Annotated in this window: 22 protein-coding genes, 1 tRNA gene and 3 pseudogenes; 16 read left to right on the top strand and 10 right to left on the bottom strand. The window is 66.1% G+C overall.

Features of this window, described 5'->3' with window-relative positions; translation table 11 throughout:
- The first annotated feature begins 365 nt into the window (after positions 1–365).
- Together QP512_RS17910 and QP512_RS17905 are read left to right on the top strand one after the other, a co-directional pair.
- Positions 366–521: a hypothetical protein gene (locus QP512_RS17910; protein WP_286070035.1), complete on the top strand. Its 156-nt coding sequence runs from the start codon at positions 366–368 to the stop codon at positions 519–521.
- Positions 522–565: 44 nt separating this feature from the next.
- A tRNA-Ile gene (locus tag QP512_RS17905) sits at positions 566–641 on the top strand.
- Positions 642–784: 143 nt separating this feature from the next.
- Here the strand turns inward: QP512_RS17905 and QP512_RS17900 are convergent.
- Both QP512_RS17900 and QP512_RS17895 read right to left on the bottom strand, forming a co-directional pair.
- Positions 785–1,300, bottom strand: coding sequence for a hypothetical protein (locus tag QP512_RS17900; protein ID WP_286070033.1), 516 nt, complete (start codon positions 1,298–1,300; stop codon positions 785–787).
- Positions 1,297–2,118 carry a hypothetical protein gene (locus tag QP512_RS17895; protein ID WP_286070031.1) on the bottom strand — a complete coding sequence of 274 codons (822 nt, stop codon included), beginning with the start codon at positions 2,116–2,118 and terminating at the stop codon, positions 1,297–1,299. Before QP512_RS17895 ends, QP512_RS17900 begins: the two co-directional genes overlap by 4 nt.
- A gap of 188 nt (positions 2,119–2,306) precedes the next feature.
- Here QP512_RS17895 and QP512_RS17890 point away from each other — a divergent pair, with 188 nt between their 5' ends.
- Positions 2,307–2,948: a hypothetical protein gene (locus tag QP512_RS17890; RefSeq protein ID WP_286070029.1), complete on the top strand. Its 642-nt coding sequence runs from the start codon at positions 2,307–2,309 to the stop codon at positions 2,946–2,948.
- Between the two features lie 61 nt (positions 2,949–3,009).
- Positions 3,010–4,785 carry a serine hydrolase domain-containing protein gene (locus QP512_RS17885; protein ID WP_286070028.1) on the top strand — a complete coding sequence of 592 codons (1,776 nt, stop codon included), beginning with the start codon at positions 3,010–3,012 and terminating at the stop codon, positions 4,783–4,785.
- An 18-nt stretch (positions 4,786–4,803) separates the two neighbouring features.
- On the opposite strand, the gene QP512_RS17880 is transcribed toward QP512_RS17885, so the two are convergent.
- A complete protein-coding gene (locus tag QP512_RS17880; protein WP_286070026.1) occupies positions 4,804–5,196 on the bottom strand; it encodes a DoxX family protein in 393 nt (130 codons plus the stop codon).
- Between the two features lie 118 nt (positions 5,197–5,314).
- On the opposite strand from QP512_RS17880, the gene QP512_RS17875 reads away from it, so the two are divergent.
- Together QP512_RS17875 and QP512_RS17870 are read left to right on the top strand one after the other, a co-directional pair.
- Positions 5,315–5,734, top strand: coding sequence for an H-NS histone family protein (locus tag QP512_RS17875; protein ID WP_286070025.1), 420 nt, complete (start codon positions 5,315–5,317; stop codon positions 5,732–5,734).
- A 49-nt stretch (positions 5,735–5,783) separates the two neighbouring features.
- Complete coding sequence (locus QP512_RS17870; protein ID WP_286070024.1) at positions 5,784–6,191, top strand: hypothetical protein; 408 nt, start codon at positions 5,784–5,786, stop codon at positions 6,189–6,191.
- A 24-nt stretch (positions 6,192–6,215) separates the two neighbouring features.
- On the opposite strand, the gene QP512_RS17865 is transcribed toward QP512_RS17870, so the two are convergent.
- Complete coding sequence (locus QP512_RS17865) at positions 6,216–6,857, bottom strand: glutathione S-transferase family protein (RefSeq protein WP_286070022.1); 642 nt, start codon at positions 6,855–6,857, stop codon at positions 6,216–6,218.
- Between the two features lie 465 nt (positions 6,858–7,322).
- On the opposite strand from QP512_RS17865, the gene QP512_RS17860 reads away from it, so the two are divergent.
- The gene (locus QP512_RS17860; RefSeq protein WP_005419568.1) at positions 7,323–7,775 is read left to right on the top strand and encodes a PA2169 family four-helix-bundle protein; all 453 of its coding nucleotides are present in this window, start codon (positions 7,323–7,325) and stop codon (positions 7,773–7,775) included.
- A gap of 90 nt (positions 7,776–7,865) precedes the next feature.
- On the opposite strand, the gene QP512_RS17855 is transcribed toward QP512_RS17860, so the two are convergent.
- Entirely contained in the window at positions 7,866–11,258 is a 3,393-nt protein-coding gene (locus QP512_RS17855; protein WP_286070020.1) for an autotransporter domain-containing protein, read from the bottom strand.
- Positions 11,259–11,447: 189 nt separating this feature from the next.
- Here QP512_RS17855 and QP512_RS17850 point away from each other — a divergent pair, with 189 nt between their 5' ends.
- Both QP512_RS17850 and QP512_RS17845 read left to right on the top strand, forming a co-directional pair.
- Positions 11,448–11,648 (top strand): hypothetical protein, encoded by a 201-nt coding sequence (locus tag QP512_RS17850; RefSeq protein ID WP_286070019.1) that lies wholly within the window; start codon positions 11,448–11,450, stop codon positions 11,646–11,648.
- Between the two features lie 114 nt (positions 11,649–11,762).
- Positions 11,763–12,113 (top strand): VOC family protein, encoded by a 351-nt coding sequence (locus QP512_RS17845; protein ID WP_286070017.1) that lies wholly within the window; start codon positions 11,763–11,765, stop codon positions 12,111–12,113.
- 15 nt (positions 12,114–12,128) lie between these two features.
- Here the strand turns inward: QP512_RS17845 and QP512_RS17840 are convergent.
- Positions 12,129–12,287, bottom strand: a pseudogene (locus QP512_RS17840) (TetR/AcrR family transcriptional regulator); the annotation flags it as partial.
- On the opposite strand from QP512_RS17840, the gene QP512_RS17835 reads away from it, so the two are divergent.
- A complete protein-coding gene (locus QP512_RS17835; protein WP_286070016.1) occupies positions 12,232–12,534 on the top strand; it encodes a hypothetical protein in 303 nt (100 codons plus the stop codon). The pseudogene QP512_RS17840 and the gene QP512_RS17835 sit on opposite strands and share 56 nt — an antisense overlap.
- Positions 12,535–12,544: 10 nt before the next feature.
- Here QP512_RS17835 and QP512_RS17830 read toward each other — a convergent pair whose 3' ends face one another.
- Both QP512_RS17830 and QP512_RS17825 read right to left on the bottom strand, forming a co-directional pair.
- Positions 12,545–12,844 carry a KGG domain-containing protein gene (locus QP512_RS17830; RefSeq protein ID WP_286070015.1) on the bottom strand — a complete coding sequence of 100 codons (300 nt, stop codon included), beginning with the start codon at positions 12,842–12,844 and terminating at the stop codon, positions 12,545–12,547.
- A gap of 196 nt (positions 12,845–13,040) precedes the next feature.
- Positions 13,041–13,247: pseudogene (locus QP512_RS17825) on the bottom strand (MarR family transcriptional regulator); the annotation flags it as partial.
- Here QP512_RS17825 and QP512_RS17820 point away from each other — a divergent pair.
- The 3 genes and pseudogenes from QP512_RS17820 to QP512_RS17810 form a co-directional block, all read left to right on the top strand.
- Positions 13,247–13,831 (top strand): annotated as a pseudogene (locus QP512_RS17820) (S41 family peptidase); the annotation flags it as partial. The pseudogenes QP512_RS17825 and QP512_RS17820 sit on opposite strands and share 1 nt — an antisense overlap.
- A 98-nt stretch (positions 13,832–13,929) precedes the next feature.
- Positions 13,930–14,823: an NAD(P)-dependent oxidoreductase gene (locus QP512_RS17815; protein WP_286070012.1), complete on the top strand. Its 894-nt coding sequence runs from the start codon at positions 13,930–13,932 to the stop codon at positions 14,821–14,823.
- 208 nt (positions 14,824–15,031) lie between these two features.
- Entirely contained in the window at positions 15,032–17,563 is a 2,532-nt protein-coding gene (locus QP512_RS17810) for a methyl-accepting chemotaxis protein (protein ID WP_286070011.1), read from the top strand.
- Between the two features lie 100 nt (positions 17,564–17,663).
- Here the strand turns inward: QP512_RS17810 and QP512_RS17805 are convergent, their stop codons facing one another.
- Positions 17,664–18,050 carry a DUF2628 domain-containing protein gene (locus QP512_RS17805; RefSeq protein ID WP_286070010.1) on the bottom strand — a complete coding sequence of 129 codons (387 nt, stop codon included), beginning with the start codon at positions 18,048–18,050 and terminating at the stop codon, positions 17,664–17,666.
- Between the two features lie 216 nt (positions 18,051–18,266).
- Between QP512_RS17805 and QP512_RS17800 the strand changes: the two genes are divergently transcribed.
- Positions 18,267–18,440, top strand: a complete 174-nt coding sequence (locus QP512_RS17800) for a hypothetical protein (RefSeq protein WP_286070008.1) — start codon at positions 18,267–18,269, stop codon at positions 18,438–18,440.
- Between the two features lie 60 nt (positions 18,441–18,500).
- On the opposite strand, the gene QP512_RS17795 is transcribed toward QP512_RS17800, so the two are convergent.
- On the bottom strand, positions 18,501–20,546 hold the full coding sequence (locus QP512_RS17795) for a TonB-dependent receptor (protein WP_286070007.1): 2,046 nt from the start codon (positions 20,544–20,546) through the stop codon (positions 18,501–18,503).
- Positions 20,547–21,041: 495 nt separating this feature from the next.
- Between QP512_RS17795 and mdoH the strand changes: the two genes are divergently transcribed.
- Together mdoH and QP512_RS17785 are read left to right on the top strand one after the other, a co-directional pair.
- Positions 21,042–22,967: a glucans biosynthesis glucosyltransferase MdoH gene (mdoH, locus tag QP512_RS17790; protein ID WP_286070006.1), complete on the top strand. Its 1,926-nt coding sequence runs from the start codon at positions 21,042–21,044 to the stop codon at positions 22,965–22,967.
- A gap of 50 nt (positions 22,968–23,017) precedes the next feature.
- On the top strand, positions 23,018–23,677 hold the full coding sequence (locus QP512_RS17785; protein ID WP_286070004.1) for an alpha/beta hydrolase: 660 nt from the start codon (positions 23,018–23,020) through the stop codon (positions 23,675–23,677).
- Positions 23,678–23,680 lie beyond the last annotated feature (3 nt).

The raw sequence follows: 23,680 nt of genomic DNA, 5'->3' as shown, positions 1-23,680 counted from the left end.
CTGATGTGTTGAGGAAAACCCCGCTTCGGCGGGGTTTTTCTTTGGTCGCGCCGGGCCATGCCCAGAGGATTCGTCACGGGATTCGTATTGGTTACGTAACACTATTCCGGCGGCGGAACGCTCGGAGTTGGGAGAAATCCATTTCCAAGCAAAGGTTTGTGAAATGCTGCCGGCGTTGGGAAGGCGGTGACTGCTGGAAATTACGTAACACTATTCGTCCCATAACGCCCGCCCGGTCGCGCCGGGCCACGCCCGGCGAACTGCCCTGTGTCGCATCTGCCATTTGAACTCTCTCAATGGCGGACGCAGTCTGGACGGACAGATGCTCAACCATCCCGTAGGCGGGCCGGACATCACCGGCACCGATGCAGACGCGCAGTGCAACGCACATCGCGGGCGGCCTGCTGTACCGCCCCTTGTGCATCTGGAGTTACACCATGAACGATGTGGAGCACGACACACTTGAGATAGCGGAGGTGCGGCTGGAGCAGGTGGCCAAGGCACTGGCCGTTGATGCCTGAGTAGCCGGGCAGGGGCGCGCTCCACTACACTGTGGCGCGGCGCAGGGCCTATAGCTCAACGGTTAGAGCAGGGGACTCATAATCCCTTGGTTCCAGGTTCGAATCCTGGTGGGCCCACCATATTGACGTCCTTCAAAGTCCAAGGACGTCCGATGCTGCAGCATGAACAACACGTATGGCCCAAGCCCTGATGGCTCCCGGTTGTTGCATCAGCGGCAGCAAAGGGCAGCACCCTACGGCGATGCCCTTTCGTTGCAGTGCCCTCAGGATCGCGGAAGATTCTCGATCGGGCCCACGCGACCGGGCGGAGGCGGCTGACAGTTGCCGAAGCATCCGCCACCACCGGGGAACCAGCCGCCGATCCCGCCACCACCGCCAGTGCTGCCACCGCCGCCGCCGCCGCCTGACGGGGGAGTCGAGGCGAAGCTGTCTTCAGTGCCGCCAGACTCTTCTGCCGACTTCCCGCACGGCTTGCTGACGGTGATCATGCTTGAGCCGGTCATCATCATGATTTTTGTCTTGTACATGACGTTGCCGACGAAGGACGTATTGCGCCAGGCATCCGCACCGAAGGTCCTTTCAGCGGTCTCATCCAGCTTCTTCAGGAATGCCCGGTTGGGTGCCTCTGCGGACGAGGCCCCGGCTTGCTTGGCCGCCGCGATATCCTTCAGGTCGACCGATATCGAGAACGGGAGCATTGGAAGAACGGTGCAGGCCAGAGCAACACCGGTAACGGTGAAAGCTGCGGCGGCCAGGGCGAATTTACTTACAGGTTTCATTGCCATCCTTGCGAGTTGTCAACGGGGAACGGGCGGTAGTCGGGAACGAACGCGTTGCCGGTTCTTCCCTGGTAGAGCTGATTGAAAGTAGCGTTCAGACGAAGCGCTTCGGCCTCCCCCTGCATCCGCTCCTCGATAGTGAGTGGCGCAGAGAACATGATTTCCCTGCCAAGCGCAGCGGAAGGGTCTGCGCGCATCTCCAGGACGCGCGAAATCGCGTATGCGTTGATGTTTCCCGCTCGGCCGGTGGATGCAAAATGAGTCGCAAGCAACTGCAGCGCAAAGTAGTTGCCGTCCACTGCGGACGACATCATCTGGTCCAGGGCCGCTCGATCGGGGAGCCGTCGCGAGTCCAGCATCGTGCGGGCAAGCTTGTCGCCGTTATTGGCGGCCTGTTCCAGCAACGCATCGGGCGCGCTGGAGTAGGAAGCCCATTGCGCGGTATTCGGATAGCCGTGTTCGTCCAGCCAGCGCTGCTCTTCGCGGCTACGCCCATCAAATGGATCATCTTCCTTCGGTTCCATGGCGTCGCGATTCTGCGGAACACCAGGAAACAGCATGTTCGTGCTGCTTGCAGGCCGTGACGCGGTTGATGCCACTGGGGGGGTCGAGCTGACGGGGCCGCTGCGTTGCCTGCCGGCCTGTTCAACACCCGGTGCTGCCTGCGAGGACTGTGACGCAGGGCGGAAGAGAAGAAATGCCGTTGCTGCCCCCGTGACGAGCACGGCAACGATGAGCGCTGCGGCGAACTTCTGCGATGTACTTCGGTTTTCCATGATGCCGGGAGGAGTTCCTTGCGTTGAATTCGGATTGCGCATATCTGGATCGCCTGCAAAGAACGGACAAGGGGTGCACCCTCCCCCAGTCCCCCGTGGCCCGGATTCATTTTCTGTTTACATTGTTGTGGTCTGGTCATTCAGCTGACTTCGAAGATGCCCTGCGCACAGGTGCATTCCGGCACACTCTGCGGGCCCGATGGCGGGTGGCTCGCATGCAGGGATCGACCATGCCCAACACCGATACGCCGGTAGAAGACTTCACCACCGAGATCGAAGACAGCCGGCACCGGTTTGCCTGGTGCCTGATGCGCTACGGGCAGGTTGCCGAAGAACTGGCAATGGAACACGCGCGCCAACGCTATCCCGACCAGACCCCCGGCTGCGAGTACGAACACGCGCTGATCTTCCACGACGAGCCCTGGCACTGGGCGATGCTGCACGTGAAAGGCGAAGGGTATTGGCAGCAGCACCCGGAACTGGCGGAGCCGTCGCTGGACTACGAAGCCGAATCGGACGCACTGTCCCTGGCCCGCGGTGAGCAGGTGCCACTGCTGGATGAGGACGAGTACCTTGGCGCGCTCGCGCATGCACGCCACATGCGTGCATGGACGCTGGTCCATCAGGCGGGTCGCTCGCCGGATGAAGCACGCCAGGAGGCGCTTGGCCACTACGCGTATCATCCGCGCCATCATCGCGGACGACTTCAGGTTCACGATCCGCGTGACGGCTGGTGCCATGTGATGAGCACACTGCATGGCAACGATTACTGGTCACGACCAGAGCTGCGGGAACCGCCACAGGCCTATTGGAGCGAGTCCCGCGCCTTTGTTTCGGCGCAGGGAATCCGCTTGCCGGACCCTCCGGGCTGAGGCCTGCTCAGCCAGCGAAGGCGCAGCTCCATCGATCACCGCACTCTGTGCCGAATGACACATGCCGCGCCATTTCTGCTGGCGGGAAGATGGCGGCATCCTGAAGTGGAGTGATCTGATGCTTGGTACGCTCAGCCGTCGCACCTTCCTGGCCAATGCCGCGGCTGTTCCGGCGGCCGCGCTCATGCCCACCGGCGTTGCTGCGGTGGCGCAGCCAACCGTCACCACCGGGAACCTGATCGACGCGGAACGCGGCGTGATCCGCTCGGCCATGGCCGGCAGCGGCATCGGAGCCGCTGCCGTCTGCCTGGTCGAAGGCGGGCAGGTGCGCTGGACTGAAGGCTTCGGTCACGTATCAGGCCAGGGCAGCGTGCCCGTAGACGCCAGCACGATGTTCAGCATCCAGTCCACCTCGAAGAACTTCGCGGCGGTGGCGGTGCTGTTGGCCGTGCAGGACGGCATCCTTGATCTGGACGCGCCCATTACCCGCTATCTGCCGTCGTTCACGGTGCGCAGCCGCTTCGAGCATGCTCCACAGGAGCGCATCAGCCTGCGCCTGCTGCTTGCCAATCGCGCGGGATTCACGCACGAGGCGCCACTGGGCAACAACTACGAACCGGCGTCGCCGGGCTTTGATGCGCACGTCCGCAGCATCTCGCAGACATGGCTGCGCTTTCCAGTGGGTGCGCGCTATCGCTACTCCAACCTGGGCTTCGACCTTGCCGGTCATGTCCTTGAGCATGTTGCGGGCATCAGCTATCCGGCCTGGCTGCAGCGCCGGATCTTCGAGCCGCTGGGAATGCACGACAGTACAGCCGATGCGTCGGTCTACCTGGCAAGCAAGGGACGAGCACTGGGAACCCTGGAAGGGTTTGCGCAGGTGCCGCCAGTGACGCCGCTGTTGGTGTCGGGAGGCGTCTGGACCAGTGCCGCCGACATGGCGAAGTATCTTGGCTTCCTGCTCGGTGGCGGCCGATCCGGTGCGCAGCAACTGCTCGAGCCACACCTTTGGGACGAGATGCATGGTTTCGGCCTGGGCGGTGACTACGGGCTCGGTGTCATGCGCAGCGAACGCCTCTACGGCAGTACACCGGTGCGGCTGCTGCACCACCGCGGCGGGGGCTTCGGATTCGGGTGCGTATTCACCTACTGCAGGCAGGCAAACGCTGGATTTTCCGCAATGTTCAATCGCGCGACGTCTGCGGGGTACGGCATCGGCGAGCGTCTGCTCGATCAGCTGTTGTCGGCGCGTTTCGGGACCCGTCAGCCGCGTGTGCCCCTGTCTTCCCTGGCGCCGATCAGGTTGAACCAGGACCAGGTGCAGCGGATGGCGGGAAGCTGGATCGGGCGCAGCGGCAAGGCGAAGATCGGGGTTGCTGGAAACGGCGAGCTGCAACTGCATCGAGGGGCGCACGCCGAGGGTACCCGCTTTGCGGCCATCGACGGCGATCAACTGTTCACTGTGGACACCGATGGAGAGGTTGCGACGTATCGTTACCATGCGGCGACGGACATGCTGCCGGCGCACCTGGAATGCAGCAACGGCGAGGATGGCCTGGACCAGAACGATCCCATCGATGGGCCCACCGGGTCGCAGGCGCCCCATTGGCAACCCTGGCTTGGACGCTATCGCGTTGACCAATGGGGCAAACCATCGATGTTCGTTGTGCTGGAGCAACGACACGGCTGGCTGTACATCGATGGCATCCGCCTGGTTGCTGAGGTGGAGCCCGGCTTGTTGTTCACCAGCGATGGCGAAGCGGTGGATTTTCGCGGCTCCCAGCCGACATGGCGCAACCTGCGCCTGCAGCGCGTCGCGCCCGTGGGCCAGGGGTGATGGCGGCATGCCGCGTGCTCATCCGCGTCGCCCACGCCCATCAACGCTGTACCGCCCGGCCCCGGTGCAGGCCAGCAGCAGGAACCCACCGGCCAACCCCAGATTCTTCAGGAACATGATCTGCTGGGTCTGATCGGCGACGTTGTGGTGGAAGATGAAAGCGGTGACCAGGCTGAAGCCTGCCAGCACGATCGATACCAGCCGGGTCTGAAAGCCGAGCAGGATGCACAGGCCGCTGCCGATCTCGAAGGCGATGGTGGGCCAGAGCAGGATGCCGGGTACCCCCATGGCCTCCATGTAGCCCTGGGTACCGCTGAGATCGCCGAGCTTGCCCAGCCCGGAGACCAGGAACAGCGCCATCAGCAGGATGCGCGCAAGCAGGTAGGCGAGCGAATGCGGTGAGTTGCTCACGTCCGGTTCCTCGGAGACGGCTGGCGAAGGCGATCGGAGCCCACCGGCAGTGAAGCCCGTGTCTACGTACCGGGTGAGGCGCCTTGACAGCTGACCGCCCGCAGGAGACCTTTCCACCATGACGATCGATATTGAATCGCTCAGCCTTCGGGAGCTGGGCGCCTTGGTGGTTGCCGCTGAACAGCGGAAACAGCTCATTTCCCGCCGCCGTCCGGCCAGTGCGGTGCGGCGGATCTTGAAGGCCGCCGCGGCGGAAGCCGGTTACACCATTGAAGAACTCTTTGGTGACGAAACCCCGGAAGCACCTGCGCCGTCCCGCAAGCCCGCCCGCCGTAAATCCGGCAAAGTCGCGCCAAAATATCGCGATCCGGAATACAAGCGCCTGACCTGGACCGGTCGCGGCCGCATGCCGCGCTGGTTGGCGTCCAAGCTGTCGATGGGCCACAAGGTCACCGATTTCCTGATTCCTGGCCTGGCCAGGCCGACCGCTGGCAAGACCAGCACCATCGGCAAGCGGACCGTCATCAAGAAGGGATGAGGCTGCGGCACTGCTACCCTGCACGGGTCTTCCAACCAAGGAGCACGGGATGGCACACGAGGGCGGCGTGACGATCACGCCGAAAGTCCTGTACACCGCCGCAGGCGCGGCCGTGCTGATCAGCTTGCTGGCCTGGTCGGTGGAGTGGAGCGGGTTGGCCTACGTCTGCCCCTATTGCCGCGTGCAGCGCACAGCCATCGGCCTGCTGGGCCTGCTGACGTTGTTCGCGCGGCCGGGGGGCCTCATCGTGCCGTGGCTGGCGTTCACCACGGGCGGCTTCGCCTTCGTGGTCGCGGCAATGCAGCATTTCAACGGCTGGAAGCGCATTTCCGCCGGTGATTTCAGTTTCAACGCGCAATGGTATATCGACCCATGGCTGCTGTCCGGCTGCGCGATGCTGATCCTGGTGGCGCAGTTGATGCTGGTGCAGGCCGCCTGCCGGCGCAGGCTGCGCTGAGTGTTTCCACGCATGGCGTGGTGATTACGCATTCTGGAACACCGCCAACTGCGCCGCGAACGCTCGCTGATAGGCGGGACGCTGCGTCGCCCGTGCCACATAGGCCACCAGCAGCGGGTACTCATCGAGCAGGCCACTGCTCTTCAGGCGCAGCAGCACCGAGACCATCATCAGGTCGCCCGCGCTGAACGTGCCGTCCAGCCACGCCGCGGTGCCCAGCCACGCAGACAGCTGCGAGAGACGCATCCGCACGCGCTCGTCCAGCATCACCAATCGCTGTGCATACCAGGGCTGCTCGCGCTCCAGCACCCACGCCATGGAGCGCTCGACGATGGGCGGTTCCACCGTGTTCAGGGCGGCGAACACCCACATGATCGCGCGCATGCGCGCGTCCGGGTCGCGCGGCAGCAGGCCAGGGTGCAGCTCGGCCAGGTGCAGGACGATCGCTCCGGATTCAAACAGCACCTGGTCGCCATCCTGCCAGGTGGGAATCTGCCCGAACGGGTTCCGTGCCAGATGCGCGGGCTGTTTCATCTCGGCGAAGCTCAGCAGCTGCACGTCATAGAGCACGCCAAGTTCCTCCAGTGCCCAGCGCACGCGCATGTCGCGGGCCAGCCCCTGGCCGCGGTCGGGGGAGGTGGCGAAAGCAGTGAGAACCGGCGACATCGGGACGCTCCTGCAGGACGAAAGGCCTGCCTTTACTCCTCCGACGAATGACGGTCCTCGGAATCGACATCGCCGATATCGATGTACACGTGGCCTGCACGGACTCTGCACGCACACGCTGGCGCACATCCATCAGGCTGCCGGGGTCATCCGTACAGACAGGCAGGCAGACATGAATACTCCAGGCAAACCCACGCCCAGCTGGCGCCAGCGAAACGTACTGATGGGAGCGCTCGCCGCGGTACTGGTGATCGTGCTGATCATCCTCTTCGTGCCGTGGTGATGCAGGCAAATGTGAACGGCCCAACGCTATGGCGTGAAGCAGTCAGTGCGGGTTGGGTGAAGTGACGTGCGCATCAATCGGTACTCACCCGCGAACCACGCCGAGGTGTCCACAGTGGTCCCACAGGCAGCGTCGCGATGCTGCTTTTCTCCCCCGCATATCGATCACACAGGAGCAATGACATGAGCACCCAGTCGACCATCGAACATCGCCTCAACGACCTGATCGAGATCGCCCGCGATGGCAAGTCCTTCTATGAAGAAGCGGCGACCAAGGTCAAGGATGCCGAGCTGTCGGCACTGTTCACCCGCATCGCCGGCGTCAAGGGCCGCATCGTGGCCGCACTGAGTGGCTCGGTTGCTGCCAGCGGCGGCAAGCCGGCCGAGCACGGCACCGTGGTCGGTTCGATGCAGCAGTTCTACGGCAAGGTCCGCGCTGCGTTCGGTGATACCAACTACGGCTACGTGGCCGAACTGGAGGAGTCCGAGGATCGCCTGCTGGGCGCGTTCAAGGACGTGCTGAAGGACAACGAGCTGCCGCCGGCCGTGCGCCAGGAAGTCACCCAGCTGTTGCCCGAAGTGCAGGAATGCCATAACGTCATGCGCGCCCGCAAGCACGCCATGAAGGCGGCTTGATCAAACTGCACCGAGCATAAAGAAAAAAGGGGCGGCCGCGAGGCCGCCCCAAACCGTCAAGAGAGCACGCGCCCGGAAGGGCGCGCGTGTTCAGAAACGAACCGACCAGCGCACGTTTGCGGCGTGATCGCGGCTCTCACTGCCGAACTGGCCGCTGTAGCCGAGCTCCAGCTGCTGGCGCGGGGTCAGCCATGCCGACAGGCCCAGCTCGGCGACCACGGCGCCGTCGGCGATCGGCGCGCCTTCGACCCCGAACGTGTTGCTGCTGTTGGCGAAGGCGAGGTTGCCCACTTGGCTGCGGTCGCCCGAGGCGTGGCGATAGCCCAGGCCGCCGCGCAGGTGCAGCCAGCTGTCCTGCTGGAACGATGCCTTCAGGCCCTTGTCGAAGCGCACGCCGGCCGTGGCGACTGTGGTGGCAGTGTCCTCGACCTTGCCGTGCAACGCTGCAGCGCCGCCTTGTTCGTTGATCTGCTTCAGGTCCACCTCCACGCGTGCAACCTGCAGGTAGGGCTCCAACCCGGCCTCCGGGCCGCCGAAGCGGTAGCCGGCTTCGACGAAGGCCTGGCGGGTACGCGCGTCGTAGCGCGCACTCAGGCTGTCGCTGAACCCAGCAAAGGCGATATCACGCGTGCTCTTCACCTTGTGCTGGCTCCATGCCAGGCCACCGCGCAGTCCGAAGCCGCCCCATGCGTGGCTGGCATACGCACCGAAATGGGTGTTGTCGATCTTCGACTTTGCGCGACGTTCCTGCTGCTTCACGTCGGTGCGCCCCGTGCCGGCCAGAACGCCGATCTGCCAGCCACCAAACTCGCGGTCGATGCCGGCCAGCAGACCAGTGCTGTTGGCTTCGGTACGCGCAGTATTGGCGTTGCCGTCCAGCTTGCTGTTGCCGCCAAGGGCCTGCACCCACGCGCCGCTGGCGTCGCCCGTATCGGCCCCCGGTGACGCTGCACCGGCACGACGTGACAGTGCGGCATCGCGCACATAGCGGCTGCCTTCAACCAGGGCCAGGGCCGTGGCAGGATGCAGCTCGCCACCGAGGCCGTCCAGTACACCGCCAAGCTGCTGCGGGAACAGCTGGGTCAGCGGCCTGGGCAGGCCCTGGTTGATTGCCAGCAGGTCCGCCGCCGTGGCCACCGCGCGCTGGTTCGGCGTGGTGGCGGCGCTGGCCAGCGAGGCACCGCGTGCCACGTCGATACGGGTGCCATTGGCACCGTAGGCGAGGCTGAACTGCAGGAACGGCGAGAATGCACTGAAGTCGGTCTTGGCGAACTGGCCGCTGACACCGCCGTCGGCGCGGATGAAGTTGAACTGTTCGCCCAGATAGTAGGTGCCCGGTTCCGGCAACGCGACCAGCGTACCGCCGAGGGTGGCGGTACCGGTCACGTGCAACTGGTCACTGCGCCCGCCCGGAGCAAGTTCGGCGGCATAGACGCCGGTTGCACCCTGTACGTAGTTGCCGTTGATGGTCAGCGTGCCGATCGAATTGCCGGGCGCGATGATGCCGTCGACGTGGGTGCTGCCGAGCGTACCGACACCCTTCAGCAGGCCGTTGGCACCGACCGTGGTGGTACCGCCGGTCTGCGTGCCGTTGAAGGACACCACGCCACCGTTGACGGTCAGGTTGCTGTCCTTCAGCACGCCGCTGGCGCTGACCGTACTGACGCCACCGGTGGTGGTCAGTGCGGTGGAAACCAGGCTGCCGTTGAGCAGGAACTGCCCCGCCTGCACCTCGACCGCAGACGTGAGGGTGTTGGCGCCGTTCAACTCCAGCGTGCCCTCACGAAGCACTGCGCCGTTGAAGCTGTTGTCGCCGCTCAGGCGCAGCCAGCCGATGCCCGACTTTGTCAGTTTTCCGGGGCCACCGATGTCGTTGGTCCAGTCATCCCAGGCGTCGCCTTCCCAGACCTTCAGGCCACCGGCCTTCTGGTTCATCACCACGTTGGTATCCACGCGCAGCGAGCCGTAGCCTTCGATGGCCTTGCGCAGATCCATCAGGCCCCAGCCGTAGATCTCGTCGATACCCGGTGCGCCAAGGTCGCGTGCGGTGGTCAGCAGCACGTCGCGCACCTGCGCGCTGTCCAGGTAGGGGAAGCGTTCGAACAGCAGGCCGAGCGCACCGGTGACGTGCGGTGCGGCCATCGACGTGCCGCTGAGCAGCCCGTAGCTGTAGGTCGGCACGCGCTGGGTGACGTCGAGCGACAGGTTGCCGTTGGCATCAACGCCCAACGACGCCGCAACCGCGGAGTCATCGCCGTAGACCGTGGAGTTGATGTTGGAGCCCGGGGCAGCCAGGCACCAGTTGGCGCTGAGGCCGCACTTGTTGGAGGTCAGGCTGAGGGTGAAATCCTGTCCAACGTTGACTACGCTGAGCCAGTATTTTTCGATGTCGGCGAAGGCACGCGGCAGGGTGGCGTACATACCGGCGATAGGGCTGGCAGATACAGGAGCGGCAGCATCCCGTGCAGGTGAATTGCCCGCGGCCCAGACCTGGATCATGCCCCTGGCGCGGGACCCGTCTGCATAAGTGGCAAGGTAGTCGCGATAGTCTGGATCGTTGTAGATCTGATCCATCAGTACTGCATTGGGCTCCTTGGTCAGGCCCCAGCTGTGGTTGACCGCGCGAACGCCCTGGGCGTTCATCTGCGCGTACATGTCGACTACGGCGGACGAGTCGGGACCTACGCCGCCCAGCGAGACCACGGAATAGCCGGTCGCCGTACGCTGCCATTCGCTGGCGCTGTTGAAGAACAGGCGGGCGACGCTGAGATCTGCCCCGAAGGCGACGCCATGCATGCCGTTGCCATCGCGATTGGCGGCAATGGTGCCGGCCACATGGGTGCCGTGTACTTCGTAGCCGATACCGGGCTGTACATAGGGACCCGCCACGATCAGATCGCGGATGTTCTGGGGGACGTTTGCGTTGAACCCGACGTAGCTGACCTGCACGTCGTCGCCATCACTGGAGAAGCAGGCGCCGGGACCCGTGAGCTGTGCAGTGTTGGTGCAGCGCGTGCCATCAGCGAGCACGTCGGCGATGTGGATGCTGCGATGGTTCTTTCCGGCGAACTCCGGATGATCCAGGCCGGTGCCACTGTCGAACACGCCAAGGCGAATGCCGGTACCCGTCAGGCCGCGCGCGTAGGCGTCGTCGGCATGGGTCGCGGCCAGGCCCCAGTCGGCGTTGAATTCTTCCGTGCGCCAGCTGGCCGGATCACCCGGATTACCGAGGATCGAGGTGGTGCTGGCTGCTGCTGCGGGCGTTGCGGCCACCCGGTTCGCGCCGGCCGGCGAGCTTGCCAGCGACGCGGGCTGCGCCCACGCGGCCTGCAGTTGGCGCTGCTGCTGCCAGGCGTCGAGTGAGTCGCTGGCCATGGCGGGCAACGCGGCAGCCAGCAACAGGGAACTGGCTACGGCCAACGCCAGGCGGCTGTGCAGCGGGGAGCGGGAGTGGGACGAACGGCCGTGCAGCGGGTGATTCATCGGACAACATTCCTTGGTTGACGGACAACAACGCCGTTAACCCCGCAGCGCGCCGATCACCCCCAGTGATGTGAAGGAATTTTTATGAACGCGTTAAGGTGGCGTGACACGGGTATTCACCTGGCCTCCCGGCTCCCCGGCTACCGTGAGCCGGCCTGGGCTCACCAGGCTTATCAGGGAGTGATGTCGATGCGTGTTATCAGGAAGGTGATCGCAGTGGCGGTGTTCGCGTTGGCGTGTACCGGTTCGGTGGCAGTGGCGGGGCCGGTAGAGCCTTGCGACAAGCCGTGCTGGCGGGCCTATCAGATGTGCCTGGCCAGTAGCGCCGATGCTGGGGAATGCGAGCAGGCGTACAACACCTGCGTGGTCGATCTGTGCATGGGCGTGTGAGTCGCGCCGATTGAGCCGTGGGGGAGCCCCGCCATCGGCGGGGCTCTTCTGTTTCCGCCGAGGGTGCCAGCCTCGATACGGTAGGCTCGGCATGTCTTCATGGTGAGGAATGTCATGGCCGTCAAACGCATCGTTGCCAACATCGCCACACCGGAACCCGAACGGGCCGCTGCCTTCTACGGCGAGCTGCTCGGCATGCCAGTGGTGATGGACCATGGCTGGATCGTCACCCATGGCGGGCAGGGCAGTGCACTGGCGCAGGTCAGTTTTGCCAGTGAGGGCGGTTCCGGCACGCCGGTGCCGGACCTGTCGATCGAGGTGGACGACCTGCAGCAGGTGCTGGAGCGCATGCGTGCGGCTGGTGTCGCGCTGGAGTATGGCCCGGCCGACGAACCCTGGGGCGTGCGCCGCTTCTTCGTCCGCGATCCCTTCGGGCGGCTGCTGAACATCCTCGCTCACGCCTGAGCGGGAAGCGTCGCTTCAGCGTCGTCTGCCGCCGCGCGTTGGCGCTGCCGGAACGCCGACCATGCGCAGGCAATCGCCCACCACCGCTGCGATGAAGGCCTCTGCATCCTGCGCTGGCATGGCGATCAGGTCATCGGTGCCGCCGTGCACGCCGGCCTGGATCCTCGCCTTGCTGGGCAGCCTGATGGGTCAACACGCCGTGCAGCAGTTCGCCGCATCCGCGCAGGCCCCAGGTCAGCAGTGGCTTGTTGCGCAGGCGCGTGATCTCATCCTGCGCCCGGGCTCGCTGCACGCCGCGCCGCAGGTGCTTACCGGGTATCGCAGTGCCATGGCCGCCGGCTTCGCCTGGGCGATGGCAGTGGCAGGCACGCTGGTCCTGCTCGTGGCTGCGGAACTGTACCGTCGACGGGCCGCGGCCTGAGGGCGCGGTATCACCGCTGCTGGTGATGTGGATCCTCTGCGCCATGCCCGGCTTGCTGTTGCTGTTGCTGCTGGCGGGCATTGGCGTGGCGGGCATGCCCACCTTCACGTCCGATCGCGGCCATGTGCTGCCGATCACGGCTGATCGCCTCGCCGCCCTTGCGGCCTGCCGCGCGTGCCTCGTCGGGGCTGAACTCATGCGCATTGCCGGAAGCATGCGCGGCACGCCCGCCTTTGGCAGCGATCGCGCGCTGCTTGGCCTGGTCCATCGAGGCGAAGCCCCGGTTGGAGCGGTGATTCTGCTCAGTCATGGGAAGTCTCCTGCTGCATGGGTGGCGCCGTGGTCGGCGACGGCGCCCATGCTTGGCCAACGCGTGCTAAGTCCAGGTCGCCATCGCGGTCGTGGCCTTCACGCGATGTGCGCACCTGGTTGATGGCGGCGCCATTCAGGCGAACGCTGCGGCAGGCATCAGCGAAGACGCGGGGCGTCATCGAGACGGCGCTGTGTCAGCGCCGACGGGCGTCGCCAAGGCGTTGCGCGATCGGTCGTTGCTCCAGCGCCTGCAGTGCATCGCGCAGCACCTGCTCCAACGACTGTCCGAGATCCGCATCGAGGCTGCGTGCGGCACGTGCGGTGGCCTGCCATTGCGCCTGCAGCGCCGGCAGTGCCTGCAGGGCAAGCGGGCTCAACTGCAGGATGCGTTCGCGGCTGTCGCGAGGTGCGGGTGCTGGAGGGCAACATCGACTACCTGCGGCTGAGCACCTTCTATCCGCTCGATCTGGCTCGCCCCAAGCTGGCGGCGGCGTTCACCCTGCTGGCCGACACCGATGGCCTGGTGCTGGACCTGCGCCAGAACGGCGGCGGTGACGACGGCAGCGCGGACCTGCTGGTACGCACGCTGCTGCAGCCCACCGTCACCCAGGTGCAGGCCGTTGAGCATCGCGGCCAGCGCACGGCGGTACCCCTGCCGCCGGTGAGCCTGCCGCTGTACCTGAAGCCGCTGGTCGTGCTGATCGACCGCCGCACCGGCTCGGCGGCCGAGTTCGTTGCCTGTTCGCTGCAGGCCCTGGGACGTGCGCGCATCGTCGGCGGCCGCAGTGGTGGCGCCGCACATATGTTCGATGATCCTGTGCTGCTGCCGGACGGTTATCAGATCAGCATTCCGGACCGCCAGCCCATCAACCTGCGTACCGGCGGCAACTGGGAGCGCACCGGTGTGACGCCCGATGTTGCAGGTGGCGATGATCCGTTGTTCATCGCACGGCAGTTGCTGGCGCCCTCGAAGTCGTCAGGATGAACGCACATCTGCAACACCGCCCTATCGCAGATGACATGCAGCATGCCTAGAATCGAGGCATCCCGGTAGTTCCCGGGCGCTTCGAGTGAATGGACTCAATGAAGATTCTGTTGACCGGCAGTTCCGGGCGGATCGGGCGCGCGATCTTCGGTGCGTTGGCGGCTGCCCATGAAGTGGTGGGCCTGGATCGCAGCCCGTTTGCCACCACGCGCATCATTGCCGATGTCACCGATCATCAGGCCGTCGTACGCGCGGTGCAGGGCGTCGACGCGGTCATCCATACCGCGGCCCTGCATGCCCCGCACGTTGGCCTGGTACCGGATACGGTGTTCCAGCAGATCAACGTGGACGCCACTGCGCACCTGCTGCAGGCGGCGCGCGAAGCCGGTGCTCGGCGCTTCGTGCTGACCAGTACCACGGCGCTGTACGGCCATGCCGTGGTGGCGGGGGGGTGCCGATGGATCGACGAGGATACCGAGCCGTTGCCGCGCACGATCTACCACCGCACCAAACTGCAGGCCGAGGCCCTGGCTGAAGCCGCCGCTGCGCCGGAGTTCAGTGTGCGCGTGCTGCGGATGGGGCGCTGCTTCCCGGAACCGCCGGAGCGGATGGCGATGTTCCGCCTGCACCGCGGCATTGACGCGCGTGACGTGGCCAGCGCGCATGCGGCGTTGCTGCTCGATGAGGGCGCGGCCTTCGACCGCTACATCGCCTGCGCGGCGACACCGTTCCGGCGCGAGGACTGCCTGGAGCTGGCCACCCAGCCGCGCAACGTGTTGGCCCGGCGCGTGCCGCAGTTGCTGGCCGAGTTCGAGCGCCGTGGCTGGCCGTTGCCGCTGAGCGTCGATCGCGTCTACGACAGTGCCCGTATCCGCAGGGAGCTGGGCTGGCAGCCGCGCTTCGGGCCGGACGACGTGCTGCAGCAGTACGCCTCAGGCAGCATCGAAGTGTTGCCACGCGCGGAGTGGATCAGGGACCGGGTGGCCGAGTAGGGGAGACGGGACGGGTTTCTGGCCCGTCCCTGAGCGGATTCAGGAATGTGCACGCCAGGCGCCTCAACCTGGTGGGCTGGCGGCCGCTAACCCGGTGCGCTTCCAGCGCCGGGCGGTCCCCGGCGGCCGGCAGCCTGCGCGATGGATCGCGCGCCTGCGCGGTGCCCTTGCGGTGCCGGTTGTCCTGAACTGCCTTGCGGATCCTTCCATGCCTTCTTCCCGTTCCGCCGCTGCCCGCCGCCCGGGCAGCATCGCCCACAAGCTGATGCTGGGTACCGCCGTCATCGCGCTGCTGTGCTTCGGCCTGACGGCGTTCCTGATCTATCGCCAGGCCAGCGCCAGCCTGATCGATGCCTCGCGCCAGACCATGACCAGCGAGGCCAATGCCGAGGCGCGCCAGGTCGCGGCCGACCTGGGCACCGCCTTCGCCAGCAACGATGCGATGGTTGAAGCCGTGCTGGCCCAGCGCGCGCGCGGCGACGTTCCCGACCGCGCCAGCCTGGCCGCGGTGATTGGCGAGCAGCTGCGCACCCACCCCGAATGGCTGGGCAAGAGCACCATGTGGGAGGCCAACGCCTTCGATGGCAAGGATGCCGAGTTCGCCAATACCGAGATGCACGATGCCAGCGGCCGCTACATGAGCTACTGGGCCTGGCACGACGGCAAGCCGCAGCAGTCGACCATGACCGACTACACCGAAGCCGCCGACGGTTCGGCCGACTGGTACGTGGTGCCCAGCCGCGACAAGCTGCCCAAGGTCAGCGAGCCCTACGCCTACGACATCGCCGGCCAGCAGGTGCTGATGAGCACGTTGAGCACGCCGATCGTGGAGAACGGCACGTTCCTCGGTGTGTTCACCGTGGACTTCTCGCTGGCGGCGCTGCAGAAGCATCTGGCGACGCTGACGCCGATGGGCGCTGGCCGCGTCGAACTGCTCTCGCCCAAGGGCGTAGTGCTGGCATCGGCCAATGCGGCCGAGATCGGCAAGCCGCGCAGCGACGCATTGACCCGCAGCATGCTGGCCGACATTGCCGCCGACCGCAGGTTTGAAGCCTTCACCCCGGACGCGGCCGGCAACGTACGCGTGTACGTGCCGCTGCGCGTGGGCGATGCCCCGCAGCGCTTCGCGCTGGGCGTGGTGATGCCGCATGCGGTGATCGTTGCCGAGGCCCGCCAGCTGCTGTGGCTGACCCTGCTGGTTGGCGTGGTGGCCGCGCTGACCCTCAGCGCCGGTGTCTACGTGCTGCTGCGCCGCCTGGCGATCCGCCCGCTGGCCGAAGCCGTGCGCGTGGCGGGCGACGTGGCCGCCGGCAAGCTGGACAGCACGCTGCCGGCACGCAGCAACGATGAAGTGGGCCGCTTGCTGGAGGCGATGCAGGGCATGCGTGGCCAGCTGCAGGCCGTGATGGCCGCGCAGGCGGAAATGGCGCGCCGCCACGATGCCGGCGAGCTCAGCTACCGCATGGACGCCTCGGCGTTCCCGGGCGAGTACGGCCGCATGGTGGCCGACAGCAACCAGCTGGTGGCCTCCAGCAATGCGGTCACCCAGCGCCTGGTCGAGGTGATGCAGCGCTACGCCGTAGGTGACCTCAGCGTGGACATGGAAGCACTGCCGGGCGAGAAGGCAGTGTTCACCGCCGCCATGGCCACCACCAAGCACAACCTGGCCGCGATCAATGAGCAGATCCAGCAACTGGCGGCTGCGGCGGCCGCCGGCGACTTCGCGGTGCGCGGTGATGCGCTGCGCTTCGACCACGATTTCCGCCGCATGGTGCAGACCCTCAACACCATGATGGAGGTGAGCGACCACAACCTGGCCGAGCTGTCGACGCTGCTGCGCGCGATTGCCGCAGGCGACCTGAGCGCGCGCATGCAGGGCGACTTCCACGGTGTGTTCGCGGTGATGCGCGATGATGCCAACAGCACCGTGCAGCAGCTGACGGGGATCGTCGGGCAGATCCAGCAGTCGGCGGCCAGCATCCGCCTGGCGGCGGGTGAGATTGCTGCCGGTAACAGCGACCTGTCGCGCCGCACCGAACAGCAGGCGGCCAACCTGGAAGAAACGGCCGCGTCGATGGAGGAGTTGACCTCCACCGTGCGCCAGAACGCCGACCACGCGCTGCAGGCCAACACCCTGGCCGGCTCCGCAGCGGGCGTGGCCAGCGAAGGTGGCCAGGTGGTCAGCCAGGTGGTGCAGACGATGGAGCAGATCGAAGCATCGTCGCAGCGCATCGCCGAGATCATCTCGGTGATCGACGGTATCGCGTTCCAGACCAACATCCTGGCGTTGAACGCGGCGGTGGAAGCCGCGCGGGCCGGTGAGCAGGGCCGCGGCTTCGCCGTGGTCGCCAGCGAGGTGCGCGCGCTGGCCCAGCGCTCGGCGGGTGCCGCGAAGGAAATCAAGGAGCTGATCGATGCTTCGGTGGCCCAGGTCGGTGCCGGAGCGCAGCTGGTGCACGGCGCCGGCCGCACGATGCAGGAGATCGTCGGCCAGGTCGGGCGGGTCAACGAGATCATGGCCGAGATCTCGGCCGCCTCTCGCGAACAGTCAGCCGGCATCGAGCAGGTCAACCAGACCGTGGTGCAGATGGATGAGACTACCCAGCAGAACGCCGCGCTGGTGGAGGAAGCCAGCGCTGCGGCACGCGCGATGGAAGAGCAGGCCGAGCAACTGGCGGTGGCGGTCTCGCGCTTCCGCCTGCAGGCCGAGCCGGTGGCCGTGGCACGCCGCGCGGCCTGAGGTCCGCTACGCGCACACATGAAAACGCCCGGCCAAGGCCGGGCGTTTTCGTTTCAGCCGGTCACAGCGCACCGGATCCAGGTCCGGTGACGGCTTGGGTTCAGAACATCCCTTCGAAGGGGTTCCAGCTGGCGCGACCCTTCACCTGCTCCAGGTAGTAGCTGTAGTTGGTGCTTGAAGCAACCAGGAAGTTCATGGCGATGAACAGTGGACGCGCGACGACATCCGGCAGGAACAGCGAGACGATGGTCAGCACGATGCCGATGCCGATCACCACCAGTGCCTTGCGCCACATGCCCAGGATGAGCAGGTAGATGAAGCCGAAGAAGAAGGCGAAGAAGTTGATGTTGACCTTCAGGCGGTCGCCGAAGGACAACGCCTTCCAGGCCTGCTTGAAACCCGGTTCCTTGGGTGCGCCGTGCTGCTGGAAGAAGTTGAAGCGGAACTGCCACTTCGGGCTGAAGCGGGAGAGGTCGACTGTGTTCATTGACGTACACGTCCTTGTGGGAAAACGTTTACATGATACGGTGCGGCCGGTTCAGGAATCCACCCTGCAGCGTCGGAAATGTGACGCTCTATCCTGCATGGTGGTGCGGCGCAGGGGCGCACCGTCACCCACCCGCCTTGTTTTTAGGATAGGGTGCGCAGTTCCGCTGCCGCACCCGCTGAGTCCGTGCGGCGGCGGGATGTCCATGGAGGCTGCATGACCACACCTGCTACACCGGAAAACGCACCGGGACCGGTGCTCCTGCCGACACCTGAAGTGGTGCAGGCACAACAGCTGCTCGCACGCCAGCAACTGGCGGTAGCGATGGACCGTGCACGCACGGCGGCTGTGCAGAGCGCGGCGCCGGCCGCCGCACTGGAAAGCGAGTAATCCGCAACACCGCCGATCGCGCTGGCCCGTCGCCAGCGCGATCGCGGCGGATGCTGCTGGTCAGAACCGCGCGGTCATGCTGAGGAAGTAGCTGCGCCCGGCCACGAAGTAGTCGGTGGAGCCTTCCGCATACAGCTTCTTGTCGGCCAGGTTGCTGACACCGCCACGCAGGGTCAGCACCTCGTTGACGTTCCAGGCCGCGGTCAGGTCATACAGCGTGTAGGCCTTGAGGAAGGTCGTCGCCGTGCCGGTCTGCTTGCCGGTGTACTGCGCCGACAGGCTGCTGGAAAACACCGTGCCGGGCGTCCAGTCCAGCGACGAATAACCAGAGAATTCCGGTGTGTCGATCAGGTTGCGGCCGGTGGTCAGGTTCTTGGCTTCCTTCATCCAGGTGGCCGAGGTGCGCCAGCGCCAGTGCTCGCCGAAGCGGAAATTGAGGTTGCCCTCCATGCCGCTGGTGCGCGCGCGCTGCACGTTGCTCATGCGCGTCCACCAGATGCCGTTGAACCTGCCCAGCGGGGCGTACTCGATCTTGTTCCTGAAGTCGGTATGGAAGTAGGTCAGGCCGGCATCGACCAGGTCGTTGTCGAAGCTGATGCCGATCTCGCGGTTGGTACTGGTTTCCGGGTCCAGGTCCGGATTGCCGGCCATGTAGCAGCCGCCGCGCGTATAGCCCAGTGGGATCAGCGAGGTGCAGCCACGGCCACCGGACTGGGTGGCGGCGGTGGCGGAGTTCTCGGTCAGGCTGGGCGCGCGGAAGCCCTTGGAAATGCCACCACGGATCGTCCATTGTTCGGCCGGGTGCCAGACCAGGTAGGCGCGCGGACTGACATGGCCGCCAAACTTCCCATGATGGTCCAGGCGCGCGCCCAGGGTCAGCGCCAGGGTGCGGTGCAGTTTCAGCTCGTCTTCGACGAACAGGGCCCACGTATCCACTTCCAGATCGGAGCCGCTGACGGCATTGCCGGCATAGTCGATCGGCGCGCGGCCGATGGTGTCGGTGTTGGTCAGCTCCTGGCGCTTCCACTGGCCGCCCACGGCGAACTGATGTTCAACACCGAGGGTGAATGGCGTGGTCAGGCTGCCTTCGATGATCGTATCGGTCGCTTCGGAACGGCCGGTAGCACCGATGTCGTTCTTGTACTTGGTCCAGTACGCACTGATCTTCGAATTGCCGAAGCTCCACTTGCCATCGTGGTTGAGCGCCAGCGAGCTGCGCTTGAGTTCGCTGGCACCCCAGGCGCCTTCATCCTGCTTTTCCAGCGAGGCGTCGATGAAGGCCTGCTGCACGCCATGGCCGGCTTCCAGCGACAGTTCCTGCGCGTCGCTGAGCGTCCACTGCAGCAGCGCGTCGACATTGCGATCCTTCTCGCCGGCGTAGGCGTTGCCGTAGACACCACCGTTGGACTGGTCCGAGTCGCGGCGCATGCTGTTGGCACCGACGCGCAGGCCAAAGCGTTCGCCGAGCGGGCCGGAGAACGTGGCGCCGATCTGCTGGGTGTCACCGCGCTTGTCATCGGCGGGGCGGGTATAACTGTGCGTCGCGCTGCCGTTCCATTCATCGCCGATGCGCCGGGTGATGATGTTGATCACGCCGCCCATGGCATCGGAACCGTACAGCGACGACATCGGCCCGCGCACCACTTCGATGCGCTCGATCTGGTCGGGCGAAATCCAGTTCAGGTCCTGTCGGCCAAGGTCCGGCCGGTAGTGGGTCGACGCCGAACTGCCCATGCGCTTGCCGTCCACCAGCACCAGCGTGTAGTTGGACGGCATGCCGCGCAGCTTGATCTTGGACTGCTCGCCGACGGCGCTGAGGCCGCCGGTCACGCCCGGCACACGGCTGAGCAGGGTGGCCAGGTCGTGCACCGGCTGGCGCGCGATGTCCTCGCGGCTGATCACGCTGATGCTGGCCGGCGCATCCTTGATCCATTGCTGGTTGCCCGAAGCGGTCACCACCACGGTATCCAGGTCCTTGGTGGAGGCATCGGCGCTGGCCTCGGCGGCGGCAAGGCCGGGCACGGTCAGCAGGCAGGCGGTGGCCAGGGCACTGGCCAGGCGAGTGCGCGGCAGGCGCGCGGAACGGGAACGGGACAGCTGGGACATGACGGCTTCCATCGGATGAGAGGGACCGGATGGAAGCGACGGGCGCGCGCAGACAAGCAGGCAGGCCCCCCTTCCATGGGTCGTAGGGCGCTCGGTTCGGGCCGGCGCAGCTGGGTGGGTCTCAGCCGTCCGGAAGACGGTGACCTGCCTGGTTAATGAAATGATAACCGTTCGCGTTTGTTACGATCCAGTACGCCATGCAAAGAAGCGACATCGCGCCGCAGGGCGCGGCGTCGCCTGCTGTTTGCTGAATGGGGATAAATCCCGGCGTAGACCTTCGCACTCGGCTTACATCCGGCGCCCTAGACTGGGCCGCATTTTCGATTCCGCCCCGTTGGAGATCGTGTGGGTTCCGGTAGTGACAGACAGCGACTGTGCGGCCAAGGGCCGGCACAGCCAGGACAAGTGCGGGCGCCGGGAAGGCGCGCCGGGAACCTTCGTGCATGCAGCCCGGCCGGGACGGCCGGCCATGCCGACCGTGGGGAGTAAGCGGTGATGGGGGGGCAAACCATCCACGCAGAAGCGGATGCACCCCGGCTCGACGCCGGCTGGGCGCTGCTGCCCGCCGAATCACCGCTGCCGATGCCCGAGCAGACCCTGCGCGAGGGTGCGCTGAAGGTCCGTCGCCACCGAACCTCGCCACGCCTGATCGGCCTGCGCCGGTTCTACATCTTCGGCGGCACCCTGGCCATGACCGCCATCGCCACCCGCATGATGTGGCGGGTGCTGTCGGCCAATGGCATCAGCGTGCTGGAAGCGTGCCTGCTGGTGCTGTTCGTTGGCCTGTTCGCCTGGATCGCGCTGTCCTTCGCCAGCGCCCTGGCCGGCTTCCTGACCGCCGTGTTCGACCGTGGCTATCGCCTCGGCATCGACCCGGACAAGCCGCTGCCGACCGTGCACAGCCGCACCGCGCTGCTGATGCCCACCTACAACGAAGATCCGCGGCGCCTGCTGGCGGGCCTGCAGGCGATCTACGAATCGGTGGCGGCCACCGGCCAGCTCGAACGCTTCGACTTCTTCGTGCTCAGCGATACCCGACGCGAGGATATTGCCGCGGCCGAGGAACAGGTCTTCGCCGAACTGCGCGACCGCGTGCCGGACGGGCAGACGCGCCTGTTCTATCGCCGTCGCGGCGACAACAGCGGACGCAAGGCCGGCAACATCGCCGACTGGGTGCGCCGTTTCGGTGGCGCCTACCCGCAGATGCTGATCCTCGACGCCGACAGCCTGATGACCGGCGACAGCATCGTGCGCCTGGTGGCCGGCATGGAGCACAACGCCGATGTCGGCCTGATCCAGACCCTGCCGTCGGTGATCGGCGGCCGCACCCTGTTCGCCCGCATGCAGCAGTTCGGTGGCCGCGTGTACGGCCCGGTGATCGCCCGGGGCGTGGCCTGGTGGCATGGCGCCGAGAGCAACTACTGGGGCCACAACGCGATCATCCGCACCCGTGCCTTCGCCGACCACGCCGGCCTGCCGGCGCTGCCGGGGCGCAAGCCGTTCGGCGGCCACGTGCTCAGCCATGATTTCGTCGAAGCGGCGCTGATGCGGCGTGGCGGCTGGGCCGCGCACATGGTGCCGTACCTGGGCGGCAGCTACGAAGAAGGCCCGCCGACGCTGACCGACCTGCTGGTGCGCGACCGCCGCTGGTGCCAGGGCAACCTGCAGCACGGCAAGGTGGTCGGCAGCCGCGGCCTGCACTGGATCAGCCGCACGCACATGCTGATCGGCATCGGCCATTACTTCACCGCGCCGATGTGGGCGATGCTGATGCTGATCGGCATCGCCATTCCGTTGTTCCAGGAGGGCATCGACTTCAACGCCCTGCTGCACCTGTCCCCCAGCGTGTACTGGCGTGCCCAGGACGAGGAACAGGTGGTGCGCCTGTTCGCCGCGACCATGGCGGTGCTGCTGCTGCCCAAGGTGCTGGGCTACCTGGCGATGCTGCTGGACCCGGTCGACCGCCGTGGCTGTGGCGGCGCGATCCGCGCGTTCGTGTCGATGCTGGTGGAAACCGTTCTGGCCGCGCTGATGGCGCCGGTGGTGATGTACGTGCAGTCGCGCGGCGTGGCCGAAGTGCTGTCCGGGCGCGATTCCGGCTGGGACGCACAGCAGCGTGACGATGGTGGCATCTCGTGGATGGCCCTGGTCCGCGGCTACGGCGGGCTGGGCGTGTTCGGTGCCTTCATGGGCCTGGTGGCCTGGGCGGTATCGCCGTCGCTGGCGGCCTGGATGGCGCCGGTGGTGATCGGCATGGTGCTGGCGGTGCCGGTGGTCGCCCTGACGTCCTCGCGCGGCCCCGGTGCCTTCCTGCATCGCCTGGGCCTGCTCGACATTCCCGAGGAGAACATTCCGCCGACGGTGCTGGTGCGCGCCGCCCAGCTGCGCCGGGAAGCGGCCGAGCAACCGCCGCTGTACTGATCGCCCCGCGCCAGCGGCATAATGCGGCTCGAACTTGAAGGAGCCGCATCATGCTGCAAACGGTCGAACAGGAAACCGGCGTATCGCCGCAGTGGTCGGTGATCTGGCTGCACGGCCTCGGCGCCGACGGCAATGACTTCGCGCCGATCGTGCCCGAACTGGTACGCCCGCACTGGCCCGCGCTGCGCTTCGTGTTCCCGCACGCACCGGTGCGGCCGATCACGATCAACAACGGCGTGCCGATGCGCGGCTGGTACGACATCGTCGGCATGGATTTCCGCTCGCGCGCCGACATGGCCGGGGTGCGGGAATCGGTGGCACAGCTGGATGCGCTGATTGCGCGTGAGATCGAGCGCGGCATCGCGCCGGAGAAGATCTTCCTGGCCGGCTTCTCGCAGGGCGGCGCGATCATCCTCACCGCCGCACTGTCGCGCACTGCGCCACTGGCTGGCCTGATCGCACTGTCCACCTATCTGCCGGAAGCCGAGAGCGCCAAGCGCGTTGACGGTGCGGTGCAGGTGCCGGTGTTCATGGCCCATGGCAGCAGCGACCCGGTGATTCCGCAGGCGGTGGCCGTACACAGCGCGCAGGCCCTGCAGGCGCTGGGCCTGGACGTGGAATGGCACAGCTACCCGATGGCCCACCAGGTCTGCGCTGAAGAGATCCAGGCGCTGGGTGACTGGTTGCAGGAACGGCTGGGCGCCGCCTGAGCC

It is taken from the genome of Stenotrophomonas sp. 57, assembly GCF_030291075.1.
Classification (GTDB): domain Bacteria; phylum Pseudomonadota; class Gammaproteobacteria; order Xanthomonadales; family Xanthomonadaceae; genus Stenotrophomonas.
This window is presented reverse-complemented; position numbering and strand designations above follow the sequence as displayed.

Coding starts and splice junctions, on each gene's coding strand:
- QP512_RS17910 (WP_286070035.1), top strand. CDS start 366: ATGCAGACGCGCAGTGCAACGCACATCGCGGGCGGCCTGCTGTACCGC.
- QP512_RS17900 (WP_286070033.1), bottom strand. CDS start 1,300: ATGAAACCTGTAAGTAAATTCGCCCTGGCCGCCGCAGCTTTCACCGTT.
- QP512_RS17895 (WP_286070031.1), bottom strand. CDS start 2,118: ATGCGCAATCCGAATTCAACGCAAGGAACTCCTCCCGGCATCATGGAA.
- QP512_RS17890 (WP_286070029.1), top strand. CDS start 2,307: ATGCCCAACACCGATACGCCGGTAGAAGACTTCACCACCGAGATCGAA.
- QP512_RS17885 (WP_286070028.1), top strand. CDS start 3,010: ATGCCGCGCCATTTCTGCTGGCGGGAAGATGGCGGCATCCTGAAGTGG.
- QP512_RS17875 (WP_286070025.1), top strand. CDS start 5,315: ATGACGATCGATATTGAATCGCTCAGCCTTCGGGAGCTGGGCGCCTTG.
- QP512_RS17870 (WP_286070024.1), top strand. CDS start 5,784: ATGGCACACGAGGGCGGCGTGACGATCACGCCGAAAGTCCTGTACACC.
- QP512_RS17865 (WP_286070022.1), bottom strand. CDS start 6,857: ATGTCGCCGGTTCTCACTGCTTTCGCCACCTCCCCCGACCGCGGCCAG.
- QP512_RS17860 (WP_005419568.1), top strand. CDS start 7,323: ATGAGCACCCAGTCGACCATCGAACATCGCCTCAACGACCTGATCGAG.
- QP512_RS17855 (WP_286070020.1), bottom strand. CDS start 11,258: ATGAATCACCCGCTGCACGGCCGTTCGTCCCACTCCCGCTCCCCGCTG.
- QP512_RS17850 (WP_286070019.1), top strand. CDS start 11,448: ATGCGTGTTATCAGGAAGGTGATCGCAGTGGCGGTGTTCGCGTTGGCG.
- QP512_RS17845 (WP_286070017.1), top strand. CDS start 11,763: ATGGCCGTCAAACGCATCGTTGCCAACATCGCCACACCGGAACCCGAA.
- QP512_RS17835 (WP_286070016.1), top strand. CDS start 12,232: ATGGCGATCAGGTCATCGGTGCCGCCGTGCACGCCGGCCTGGATCCTC.
- QP512_RS17830 (WP_286070015.1), bottom strand. CDS start 12,844: ATGACTGAGCAGAATCACCGCTCCAACCGGGGCTTCGCCTCGATGGAC.
- QP512_RS17815 (WP_286070012.1), top strand. CDS start 13,930: ATGAAGATTCTGTTGACCGGCAGTTCCGGGCGGATCGGGCGCGCGATC.
- QP512_RS17810 (WP_286070011.1), top strand. CDS start 15,032: ATGCCTTCTTCCCGTTCCGCCGCTGCCCGCCGCCCGGGCAGCATCGCC.
- QP512_RS17805 (WP_286070010.1), bottom strand. CDS start 18,050: ATGAACACAGTCGACCTCTCCCGCTTCAGCCCGAAGTGGCAGTTCCGC.
- QP512_RS17800 (WP_286070008.1), top strand. CDS start 18,267: ATGACCACACCTGCTACACCGGAAAACGCACCGGGACCGGTGCTCCTG.
- QP512_RS17795 (WP_286070007.1), bottom strand. CDS start 20,546: ATGTCCCAGCTGTCCCGTTCCCGTTCCGCGCGCCTGCCGCGCACTCGC.
- mdoH (WP_286070006.1), top strand. CDS start 21,042: ATGGGGGGGCAAACCATCCACGCAGAAGCGGATGCACCCCGGCTCGAC.
- QP512_RS17785 (WP_286070004.1), top strand. CDS start 23,018: ATGCTGCAAACGGTCGAACAGGAAACCGGCGTATCGCCGCAGTGGTCG.